Annotated in this window: 8 protein-coding genes and 1 pseudogene; 5 read left to right on the top strand and 4 right to left on the bottom strand. The window is 70.6% G+C overall.

The features are described from left to right. Window positions 1-28: 28 nt before the first annotated feature. On the bottom strand, window positions 29-1822 hold the full coding sequence (locus SZN_RS31680) for a sigma-70 family RNA polymerase sigma factor (RefSeq protein ID WP_007503062.1): 1794 nt from the start codon (window positions 1820-1822) through the stop codon (window positions 29-31). 409 nt (window positions 1823-2231) lie between these two features. Here SZN_RS31680 and SZN_RS31675 point away from each other — a divergent pair, with 409 nt between their 5' ends. From SZN_RS31675 to SZN_RS43395, 3 genes are read left to right on the top strand one after another with little or no spacing between them, the layout of a single operon-like run. Next, entirely contained in the window at window positions 2232-2969 is a 738-nt protein-coding gene (locus tag SZN_RS31675; RefSeq protein WP_007503061.1) for a TnsA-like heteromeric transposase endonuclease subunit, read from the top strand. Continuing rightward, complete coding sequence (locus SZN_RS31670) at window positions 2963-4462, top strand: DDE-type integrase/transposase/recombinase (RefSeq protein WP_063741781.1); 1500 nt, start codon at window positions 2963-2965, stop codon at window positions 4460-4462. Before SZN_RS31675 ends, SZN_RS31670 begins: the two co-directional genes overlap by 7 nt. Then, window positions 4411-5172, top strand: a complete 762-nt coding sequence (locus SZN_RS43395; protein ID WP_063741780.1) for a hypothetical protein — start codon at window positions 4411-4413, stop codon at window positions 5170-5172. Before SZN_RS31670 ends, SZN_RS43395 begins: the two co-directional genes overlap by 52 nt. On the opposite strand, the gene SZN_RS39340 is transcribed toward SZN_RS43395, so the two are convergent. Both SZN_RS39340 and SZN_RS42925 read right to left on the bottom strand, forming a co-directional pair. After that, entirely contained in the window at window positions 5148-5546 is a 399-nt protein-coding gene (locus SZN_RS39340) for a DUF6281 family protein (protein ID WP_043734151.1), read from the bottom strand. The two genes, SZN_RS43395 and SZN_RS39340, sit on opposite strands and share 25 nt — an antisense overlap. A gap of 7 nt (window positions 5547-5553) precedes the next feature. After that, window positions 5554-6618 carry a matrixin family metalloprotease gene (locus SZN_RS42925; protein ID WP_007503060.1) on the bottom strand — a complete coding sequence of 355 codons (1065 nt, stop codon included), beginning with the start codon at window positions 6616-6618 and terminating at the stop codon, window positions 5554-5556. An 831-nt stretch (window positions 6619-7449) separates the two neighbouring features. Here SZN_RS42925 and radA point away from each other — a divergent pair. Together radA and disA are read left to right on the top strand one after the other, a co-directional pair. Then, window positions 7450-8859, top strand: coding sequence for a DNA repair protein RadA (radA, locus tag SZN_RS31655; RefSeq protein ID WP_007503059.1), 1410 nt, complete (start codon window positions 7450-7452; stop codon window positions 8857-8859). An 80-nt stretch (window positions 8860-8939) separates the two neighbouring features. Continuing rightward, window positions 8940-10064: a DNA integrity scanning diadenylate cyclase DisA gene (disA, locus tag SZN_RS31650; RefSeq protein ID WP_043734150.1), complete on the top strand. Its 1125-nt coding sequence runs from the start codon at window positions 8940-8942 to the stop codon at window positions 10062-10064. 178 nt (window positions 10065-10242) lie between these two features. Here the strand turns inward: disA and SZN_RS31645 are convergent. Then, a pseudogene (locus SZN_RS31645) lies at window positions 10243-10735 on the bottom strand (hypothetical protein); the annotation flags it as partial.

Here is a 10735-nt window from a genome sequence, read left to right as displayed (position 1 = left end):
GGCGGGGCGGGCGCCGCCTGCCGCGGCATCAGGGCCCGGACGCGCTCGGCCCGCCGTCGCGGCCGGGCGGCGGGGCCGGATCCGACGATCCGGGCCGCCCGGGTGCGGACTGGCCCGGTGCGGACGGATCCGCGGACGTGGGGTCCGGGGACGTCGGCTCCGGGGAGGTGGGTTCGGGGGACGTCGGCGGGGGGTCGGAGGGCGTGCCCGGGTCGCTCGGGTCCGGGGTCGTCGGCGTCGGGTCCGAGGGCGAGGGGGGCGGATCGCCGGGCGTCCCGGGGCCGGACGACCCGCCGGGACGCGGGCCGGGACCCGAGGGGCTCGGAGCCGTACCGCGGCCCTTGATGGTGACGACGGAACCGGCGGGCGAGATCATCACCCGGGCCCGCCAGAACCCGGACGGCTCGCGCAGCGGGTCGATGTACACCCTGACCGTCAGCGACTCGCCGGGCGCCAGCGTGCCCGACGACCGGCTCAGATACAGCCAGTGCGCGCCGGTGCTCACGGCCCAGCGCACCGGCGCGCGGCCCGTCGCCCGCAGGGTGATCAGTGTGATGTCGCCCTGGGTGCCCGCGGTCACCGCGAGCCGGGCCGCGCCCTGGCCGCTCGCGCCGCCGACGCCGAGGACCTCCACGGAGACGTCCGGGTCGTCGCCCTCCCCGAAGCGGTCGTCCCGACGCGGGGTGGCGTTGCCGGTGTTCTCGTAGCCGCCGCCCGCGGCCTCGCCGTCCAGGGAGCCGGGGTCGTGCGTCTCGCTCGCGCTGGCCGAGCGGCCGTCGGCGTCCTCGCCGGCCGGGGTGGCGCGGTAGGCGGCCCACAGGGCGAGCACCGGGGCGGCCACGACGGTGGCGACGACGGTCGTGGTGACCGCCCGCGCGCGGATGCGGTCGCGGCGGGCGGCGCGGTCCTTGGGGTCCATGGGGAAGCCGCGCCGGTCGAAGCGCGGCAGCGCGGCTCCCCGCGCGCGGGGAGGGTGCGCGAGCGCCCGGTGCAGGGCCGCGCGGGGCGCGGTGAGGACGGGCAGTTCGGCCGGGGTGACGGCGGCGCCGGGCCACCGGCCGGGGACGGCGCGCTCGGCGGTGTGGCGGCAGCGGGGGCAGTCGTCGACGTGCCGGACGAGTTCGCGGCGCAGCGCCGTGCCGAGGACGAGCTGGTTGTCGCCGGTGAGGCGGGCCACCGCGGGGCAGGCGCCGGTCTCCACCACGGCGAGGGCCGCGCGCGTGCGCTCGACCTCGCAGGCGGCCGAGGCCAGCAGGTCGCGGGCGGCGGCCGGGTCCATGCCGAGCACGGCGGCGACCTCGTGGGCGGCGAGGTGGTGGCGGACGGCGAGTTCGAGGGCCTCGCGCTGCTCCGGGGTGGTGCCGGCCGCCTCCGGCCAGGCCAGCTGGGAGAGTTCGCGGCGGCGCTGCTCCTGGACCTCGTCGGAGACGGGGGGCGCCGCGGCACTGTCCCCGGTGTCCCGGTCGCCGCCGGCGCGGCCGGCCGCGTGCGTGGACTGACGTTTCCGCCTGGCCTCGGCGAGCCGGCGCAGGCAGGCCCAGCGGGCGAGCGCGTACAGCCAGGGCCTGCGGTCCGCGGGGGTCTCCGGGACGCGCGGCCCGCGGCGCTCGGCGAGCACGAGGACGTCGCCGAGGACCGCGGTCGCGGCGTCGTGGTCGCACAGCACGGACATGCAGTAGGTGAACAGGCCGTCCAGGTAGGGCTCGTAGCGTGCGGGCGACCGCTGCGCCACCGTGCGCGCCGCCGCACGATCACGCGCCTCCCGATGCGCCCGATGCGCGCCGGTGATGCGGGTCGAGGTCTCCGGAGTGCTGCTCGTCATCCGTGGACCGTAGGCGCCCTGAGCGGCGCCCTTCTTCCTGCTTGAGCAGTTTTAATCCGTACGGGTGAAACGATCCCTCAATGGGGTACGACGACGCGCGGACTCATGGCCTGTCCATGACGAGTCAGCCCCCGACTGTCCCGTCCCTCGTCATTTTGTCGCTGTCCCGGGTGAAGTTGTTGGGTTCGTTGTTCGTCCCGGGGGGAGTTGTCGCTCGCTGCGTACACCGGGGTTCGGTGTCCCGGGGTGTCTTGTCGCTCGTCGTTGTCTGTCCCGCTTCGTTTTCGCTCTCAGGGGCGGTTTGGACGCTGATCCGTTGCTGGCTGACGGGGCTGTGTGGCTCTCTCGTGATCAGGGCTTGTGCGTTCGCTCTGGTGAGGGGTCCAGGTGGCTGTCGAGATGTTCGCCGATGTCGGGCACGGGGTTTTCGAGGTCGAGTTCGTCGATGAGGGAGGGCCGCGTACGCCGGCGTGAGGCTCTGTCGGCGGTTTGGCTGGCGAGGTTCGAGTCGCTGCCGCCGGTACGGAAGGTACGTACGTACGACGGGCAGCGGTCTGTGACCCGGGACTACTGGTCGACGACCATACGTAAGGCTCTGGCGTGTGAGTCTCGGTTGGAGCGTGATCACGCGATGCTGATGGATTTCGATCCGCAGGTGGAAGGGCTGGTGTCGCAGCCGTTCCGGCTGTTCTGGCCGGGTCGTCGTGGGCGTCTGGGGCATGTTCCCGACTTCTTCGCCCGGCTTGCTGACGGCACCGGAGTGGTGGTCGATGTCCGCCCGGACGATCAGATCGGGCCGGACGACACGCAGGCGTTCGCGGCGACCGAGCGGGCCTGTGACCTGGCCGGCTGGTCGTTTCGGCGGGTGGGAGTGATCGATCCGGTTCTGCTGGCGAATGTGCGCTGGCTGCGGGGCTATGGTCACCCGCGCTACTGGGGGCAGGAGACGGCCGAGCGGCTGATGGAGGAGTTCGCCGAGCCGAAGCCCCTGCTGGCCGGGGCGGAGGCGGTCGGGCACCGGATCGCGGTGCTGCCGGTGCTCTACCACCTGCTCTGGCGGGGGCTGTTGGGCACTGGTCTGGAGTCGCGGGTCCTGGGTTTGGACTGCGTGGTCCGGCGGTCACGGGCGGAGGGCGGGGCATGGTGATGCGCAACCCGCTGGTGGTCCGTGCCGGCGACCGGGTTCGGTTCGAGGGCAGAGTGCAGACGGTCGCGGGGTTGTCTGGGGTGTTGGTACGCCTCGCGGACGAGGCTGGCGGCACGAGTGCGATGCATCTGCCGACGCTGATGATGTCGCCCGGTTTCGAGGTGCTGGGCTCCGGCAGCCGAAGGGTGATGCCTGCGGGGCTGCTGGACGATGTCCCGGAGGACCAGGCCGAGAACGCGCTGTGGTGGCACCGGCACATGGTCGAACTGCGCACGGGGCTGCCGCCGGACGCCCCGCAGGGCGCCTTGCCGAGATCGGAGTACGACCCGGCCTCCCGGACGCTGGCCGAGCGGGAAGCAGCCAAGGCGGCCGAGCTGAGTGCGCAGACGGGACGGCAGGTCAGTGCGCATACGGTGCGCTGGCGGCGGCGCCGTCATCAGGAGCGGGGCATCGCGGGGATGGTCGACGGGCGGCACGCGCCGCGCCGGCCGGTGCACGGGCAGCTGCGACCGGAAGTCGTCGATGAGTTGCAGCAGTTGATGAGCCGGGCCGCGGACGGCTCAACCCGGACGGTCAGCTACTACTTCGAGCGCGTCAGCAAGGTCGTCAGGGACAAGTACGGGCCAAAGGCGGTGCCGAAGCGGTCGGCGTTCTACCGGCTGTTCCGGCGGCTGGAGCGCGGTCGGCACGTCACGGGGTCGGCACGGACCCGCCGGTCCCTGGCGAATCAGCCTGAGGGCGTCTTCGACCATGTGACGGTCTGCCGGCCGGGCGAGCTGATGGAGATCGATTCCACGCCGTTCGACGCGCTGGTGCGCCTGGACAAGGGCGTGGTCGGCAGGGTCGAGCTGACCGGCCTGGTCGATGTTGCCACGCGCAGTGTCACCGCGGCGGTGCTGCGGCCGACGACGAAATCCGTCGACGCGGCCTTGCTGCTGGCCCGTTCGGTGACTCCGGCTCCGATGCGTCCGGGGTGGTCGGAGGCTTTGCGACTGGAGCGGTCGGTGCTGCCCTACCAGCGGTTGCTGTCGCTGGACGAGCGGCTGCGGCACGCGGCGGCGGTCCCGCTGATCATCCCGGAGGCGATCGTGGTGGACGGCGGCAAGGCGTTCTTGTCGAGGAACTTCCATATGGCCTGCGATGCGTTCGGCACGGAGGTGATCCACGCGCCGCCCAGGACGCCGACGCACAAGCCGCACATCGAGCGCGCGCTGGGCTCGGTGTCCACGATGTTCGCCCAGTTCGTCTCCGGCCACACCGGCCGTTCGGCCGAGCACCGAGGCCGCCGGGTCGAGGACGAGCCGTTGTGGTCGCTGCCGCAGTCGCAGGAGCTACTGGAGGAGTGGATCACCGCCAAGTGGCAGAACCGGCCGCACGACGGCCTGCGGACCCTCTCGCGCCGGGACGGGCGTTCTCGCCGAACGAGAAGTACGCCTCGCTCGTGGAGACGGCCGGCTACTTGCCGCTGGCGTTGTCGGCCCAGGACTACCTGAAGCTGCTGCCGACCCGCTGGCAGGCGGTCAACTCCTACGGAATCAAGATCCGGCACCGGATCCACGACTGCGACGAACTGGACGGGCTACGGCGAGAGAAGTCCGGTCTGGCCGATCACAAGGACCGCTGGGAGGTACGTCACGACCCCTACGACGTCCGCCTGGTCTGGCTGCACGATCACCGCGAGGACACCTGGATCACGGTCCCGTGGCGACTGTTGTCGTCCCAGCCGGTCCCGTTCGGGGAGACGGCCTGGGACCACTCGGCCCGGGATCTGCGCGAACAGCAGGGCAGCCAGGTGACCGAGGAGGCGATCGCCGAGGCGGTGGGTGACCTGCTGGAGCGCGCGGGCACCGGCCCGGCAGTCGGGGAAGACGCGGCGCCACCGGCCCGCAGGCGGGCCCGCAGCCGCCGCTCCGAGCGGGCCGCCGCCCGCACCCGCGCTGCCGCGGAGCCGTCCTGGCCCCGGCCTGCCTCGCCCTCTGGGCCGGTTCCGCCCCAGGCCGAGGCGGCGGAAGAGGAAGTCGATGACGGCGAGGCGGTTGCCGATGTCGTGCCGCTGCGTGTCTTCGATGCCCGCAAGGAGGCCAAGAAGTGGTCCACCCGGATACTTCAGGGCGCTGGACAGCGCAGACTGGTGCGGGACGCCAACGCCACCCGGGCACTGGCATCCCGCACGCGGCGTCATGAACCGTTGATCAATTTCTGAATCTCGGGCGGAAGCTTGTTGCCCGAGTAGGAGGCAACGAACTTGGCTTCAGCGGGCGTATCCCCGACTGCAATGGCCACCTCCGGGGAAATGCCGTCCACCACATAGGCGGTCTCTGTCGCCTCTGCCCCGGCTTCGTCCTGCCCGCCGGTATCGTCGCAGGGCGGGATGGTGGCGGCACCGAGTTCCTCTCCAGCCACGAATTTCACATTCGCAACGTCCCGGTATGTCCGATCCTGATACTTGACCCGGTAGGCACAGGACGCCGATTCCTCGTCACCGTCACTACTGCTGCCCGCCGTGCACGCCACAGCTGACACCATCATGGCCGCCACCAGCGGCAAGCTCGCGAATCGCCCCGCCCAGCTCATCATCGTCCTCCTAGTAGATGCTGCGAAGGGCCAGGATGTCTCCCTTGCCGAGCGTCCTGGCGATCGTCTTGCACGTGAACGAGTTCGTGTACATCGTGAGGTTTTCGTGTCCCGAACCAACATGGCTCAGTCCGAAGACATGTCCGGCCTCATGAGTACCGACGGAGCGGATGTCATATTTGTTCGAGCAGCTGCTGGTCGGCTTGTTCGTGAAGTCGAAATCGTGGGTGTTGAAGCGGATGTCGGCTTCACGCAAGTCGTTCTTCACGCCAGGCATGGACCAGGTGTACGAGCAGGTCGTCGCGACGACACCGCTCTTGAGATCTCCCGCGTCCCACACACTCAGACCGTCTTGACCAGTGCACTTGCCGGTGCTACTGACACTCGCCTCGCGACTGGTCTCGGACAGGAAGTTCGTTTTCGCGCCGACGTAGTCACCGAACCCGCAATTGTTGTAGCTGTCGGTGATGTTGTCGATGGCGTCATAGAACGCCCACTTGACGTCATCCCGAGACAGCCCCCCAGGCATCCCGCCGTCGCCGATGTACCAGTTGTAGGTGCCGTACTCCTTTCGGTCGGCCGTCGCGTACGCGCCATCACTGCATGCCGAAGCGGCGCTGAGCGCGTCTACGTCGGCCACTTCGGCGCCCGCCGCGCTTGCGTCCGAGGCGTCGGTGACCGTGTCCGTCTCCACCGGCAGGCCGGCTGCCGCGTCAGCGTTGTCCGCCAGAGCGTCGGGGAGATCGGAGCCAGCAGTGGAATTGTCCGCGCTGGCGTCGTCAAGGTTGTAGGCCACCTTGCCGTCCGCGGCAACCTCCAGCGTGAACCCGTGCGATCCGCCGTCCGTGGTCAGCATGTCGATGCTCGCGCCAGTACCAGGTTCGGGCACCGTCACACCGGCGCCGTCGTACGTCACCACGCGACCCACCGCGTCGCACAAAATCACAGACGAGCCGGCGGGCAAGTCGCTGATGGTCAGGTCCCCGTCCGAAAGCTCACAGACGTCTGGCGCTGCCACGGCCACGTTTGTGCTGCTGACGGTCGCTGACAGCGAAGCCGCGAGCGCAAGGGCCATGACTGCTCTACCTATGAGTCCTGGGTTACGCCCAGCCACTCTCCACCCCCATGAATGTCTCCCGCTGTGCGGGACTTGATCAATTCCTGTGGAGAGCAGCTGTCAAGTCATCGTAAATTCTTTACAGTTCAGGACAAAAACTCACACCTCTGCACCTGACCCTCGACTCACTTGTGTACCAATTTGCATTGGTTGCGCCTGCTATCCGACCGCTACTACGAGAACAGTTGCCCCGCCGCAGATGGCGTGCTTACCGTCCATTCCGGCGACACGACCTGGTTCCGTTTAAGACCTTGATTCCTCGCCCCTGCTTCGACCAGGACCCCCGGTTCCAGTTGATCTACAGCTCCGCCTCGACCTGCCAAGCCTTCGGCTCGCCGCCCAAGCCACCGCCTTCAGGCCTCACAGCCGTGATTCCGGATCAGGATCCGGCGCCGCCGCAGCGAGACCAGGACTCCGAAATGGCCTGTTCCTCGCCCGCCAGAAGTCCACGCAGCATGCTCACGCCACAGATTCAGGCCATGAATGCACTGGCCCTCTTCGCGCGCCACCCAAACGCCTCGTGTTCGCGACCACATACTCAGAGACAAGACGGATCGGGACAAGTAATCCCAAAGCATCCTCGGCGGCAACATGTCCTGGAACCCATCAGTCCAGGGCTTCCGTCATGAAATACCTCTTCGCAGGTCACGGCTACGCCGGTAGGCAAGTTCTAACGGGACGGGACATCAGCCCCCGCCCCCGGTCCGGGCGGCCCCCCGGGACCGTTCGGCACGGCCCCGGCGCCGCCGCCGCGCGGCGTTGTCGGTGGGCTCGGCTACGGTTCTTCGCATGGCTGCCCGCACCAAGACCACGAAGGACCGCCCGTCCTACCGCTGCACCGAGTGCGGCTGGCAGACGGCCAAGTGGCTCGGCCGCTGCCCCGAGTGCCAGGCATGGGGGACGGTCGAGGAGTACGGCGCGCCCGCGGTCCGCACGACGGCCCCGGGCCGCGTGACGACGTCCGCGCTGCCCATCGGGCAGGTCGACGGCCGCAAGGCGACCGCCCGCTCGACCGGCGTGCCCGAGCTGGACCGGGTGCTCGGCGGGGGCCTGGTGCCCGGCGCCGTCGTCCTGCTCGCGGGCGAGCCCGGCGTCGGCAAGTCCACGCTGCTGCTGGACGTGGCGGCCAAGTCGTCGAGCGGCGAGCACCCCACGCTCTACGTCACCGGTGAGGAGTCGGCGAGCCAGGTGCGGCTGCGGGCCGACCGCATCGGCGCCCTCGCCGAGCATCTGTACCTGGCCGCGGAGACCGATCTGGCGGCCGTGCTGGGCCACTTGGACGCGGTGAAGCCGTCCCTGCTGGTCATGGACTCCGTGCAGACCGTGGCGTCCCCGGAGATCGACGGCGCCCCGGGCGGCATGGCCCAGGTGCGCGAGGTGGCCGGCGCCCTGATCCGCGCCTCCAAGGAGCGCGGGATGTCCACGCTCCTGGTGGGGCACGTCACCAAGGACGGCGCCATCGCCGGTCCCCGTCTGCTGGAGCACCTGGTGGACGTGGTGCTCCACTTCGAGGGCGACCGCCACGCGCGCCTGCGCCTGGTCCGGGGTGTCAAGAACCGCTACGGCACGACCGACGAGGTCGGCTGCTTCGAGCTGCACGACGAGGGCATCACGGGCCTGGCCGACCCGAGCGGGCTCTTCCTGACCCGGCGGGCCGAGCCGGTCCCCGGCACCTGTCTGACGGTCACCCTGGAGGGCCGCCGCCCCCTGGTCGCCGAGGTCCAGGCGCTCACCGTCGACTCGCAGATCCCCTCCCCGCGCCGCACCACGTCCGGTCTGGAGACCTCGCGGGTGTCGATGATGCTCGCGGTGCTGGAGCAGCGCGGGCGGATCAGCGCGCTCGGCAAGCGGGACATCTACTCGGCGACGGTCGGCGGCGTGAAGCTCTCGGAGCCGGCCGCCGACCTCGCGGTGGCCCTCGCGCTGGCCTCGGCCGCGAGTGACACACCTCTCCCGAAGAACCTCGTCGCGATCGGCGAGGTGGGGCTCGCGGGCGAGGTCAGACGGGTCACCGGCGTGCAGCGCAGGCTCGCCGAGGCGCACCGCCTGGGCTTCACGCACGCCCTGGTGCCGGGCGACCCGGGCAGGATCCCCGCGGGCATGAAGGTGCTGGAAGTGGCCGACATAGGGGACGCTCTGCGGGTCCTCCCGCGCTCGCGTCGCCGAGAGGCCCCCCGGGACGAGGACGAGCGCCGGTAGACTTTGCCCTGGTCTCGTCCGTCCGTACGAACACAGCGTGCGAGGCGGGAGCCCCCAGAACCTGCGACCGGAGGAGTGCAGTGGCAGCCAACGACCGGGCAGCAGCTCCCGGCAAGTCCGGTGGGAGCTCCGGTGCCGATGGCCTGATGCGCGCCTCACTGAGCGCCGTGGCACCGGGCACGGCGCTGCGCGACGGCCTGGAGCGGATCCTCCGGGGCAACACCGGCGGTCTCATCGTGCTCGGCTCCGACAAGACCGTCGAAGTGATGTGCACGGGCGGTTTCGTGCTGGACGTCGAGTTCACCGCGACCCGGCTGCGCGAGCTGTGCAAGCTCGACGGCGGCATCGTGGTGTCGTCGGACCTGTCGAAGATCCTCCGCGCGGGCGTCCAGCTGGTCCCGGACCCGACGATCCCGACCGAGGAGACGGGCACCCGGCACCGCACGGCGGACCGGGTCAGCAAGCAGGTCGGGTTCCCGGTCGTCTCGGTCTCCCAGTCGATGCGCCTGATCGCGCTCTACGTCGACGGCCAGCGCCGCGTCCTGGAGGACTCGGCGGCGATCCTCTCCCGCGCCAACCAGGCCCTGGCCACCCTGGAGCGCTACAAGCTCCGCCTGGACGAGGTCGCGGGCACGCTGTCGGCGCTGGAGATCGAGGACCTGGTGACCGTCCGGGACGTCTCCGCGGTCGCCCAGCGTCTGGAGATGGTCCGCCGCATCGCCACCGAGATCGCCGAGTACGTCGTGGAGCTGGGCACCGACGGCCGCCTCCTGGCGCTCCAGCTCGACGAGTTGATCGCGGGCGTGGAGCCCGAGCGCGAGCTGGTCGTGCGGGACTACGTGCCCGAGCCGACCGCCAAGCGCTCCCGCACGGTCGACGAGGCGCTGTACGAGCTGGACGCCCTCACCCACGCGGAACTTCTCGAACTGTCCACGGTCGCACGGGCGTTGGGCTACACCGGCTCTCCGGAGGCGCTGGACTCGGCGGTCTCCCCGCGCGGCTTCCGACTGCTGGCAAAGGTGCCGCGGCTGCCGGGCGCGATCATCGACCGCCTGGTGGAGCACTTCGGGGGCCTGCAGAAGCTGCTCGCCGCGAGCGTGGACGACCTCCAGGCCGTCGACGGCGTCGGCGAGGCACGCGCGCGCAGCGTCCGCGAGGGCCTGTCGCGCCTGGCGGAGAGCTCGATCCTGGAGCGGTACGTCTGACGGCCCCGCTCCCGCCCGGCCTCGCTGCTGCCGTGCCGAGGTGAGGGCGGGCTCCTGCGACCCTGGGAGACCGCTGAAGATCTTGCTCCGGCCGCCCGACTCGCCCTGGATCGCCGAAAAACGCCAATCGCTGTCAACCAGGGCAAGCCGGGCGCCGCTTCAAGATCTTCATGAGCCTCTAGTCGTTCTCCAGGACGAACGACGCCTGTGCCGTCCCGAAGCCGGGGGTCCTGGCCTCCACGAGGTACGTGCCCGCCCCGGCCGACCCTGCCTTCGGCGTCGCGCACTGCGGGGCGCTCGCCCTGCGGTCCCACTTCACGGTGTAGGTGATGCTCGCGTCGGCGGGCACCCGGAAGAGCAGATTGCCCGCGCCCTTAGGGCAGTCGGCGGTGGACCAGAAGTCGTCGTCGGACTCCGCCTGGGTGATCGTCACCACCGCGTTCTTCGGACCGAGGTCGATCTTGCAGTCGTAGCTGGAGGAGTTGGCCGCGGTGAGCTGGAGCGTGGGCGTCCGGCCGGGACCGTAGGCGTTGCGCAGGCTGCGGACGGTCAACTTGACCTGGCCGCCGATGCAGTTGGGCAGCGTGGAGCCCTTGGCGACCGTGTCGCCCGCGCCGACGCCCGTGCCCGGACCGCCGCCGCCCGCCGCGCCGCCGCCCGAGCCGCCCTCG

This window comes from Streptomyces zinciresistens K42, from assembly GCF_000225525.1.
GTDB classification, from domain to species: Bacteria; Actinomycetota; Actinomycetes; order Streptomycetales; family Streptomycetaceae; genus Streptomyces; species Streptomyces zinciresistens.
Note: the sequence above shows the minus strand (reverse complement) of the source record. Positions and strands in the feature narration are given on the sequence as shown.

What these genes read in the sequence shown, in the direction of transcription:
- SZN_RS42925 (WP_007503060.1), bottom strand. Translation starts at nt 6,618, where the DNA reads ATGGCCCTTGCGCTCGCGGCTTCGCTGTCAGCGACCGTCAGCAGCACA.
- SZN_RS31680 (WP_007503062.1), bottom strand. Translation starts at nt 1,822, where the DNA reads ATGACGAGCAGCACTCCGGAGACCTCGACCCGCATCACCGGCGCGCAT.
- radA (WP_007503059.1), top strand. Translation starts at nt 7,450, where the DNA reads ATGGCTGCCCGCACCAAGACCACGAAGGACCGCCCGTCCTACCGCTGC.
- SZN_RS39340 (WP_043734151.1), bottom strand. Translation starts at nt 5,546, where the DNA reads ATGATGAGCTGGGCGGGGCGATTCGCGAGCTTGCCGCTGGTGGCGGCC.
- SZN_RS31670 (WP_063741781.1), top strand. Translation starts at nt 2,963, where the DNA reads ATGGTGATGCGCAACCCGCTGGTGGTCCGTGCCGGCGACCGGGTTCGG.
- SZN_RS31675 (WP_007503061.1), top strand. Translation starts at nt 2,232, where the DNA reads ATGTCGGGCACGGGGTTTTCGAGGTCGAGTTCGTCGATGAGGGAGGGC.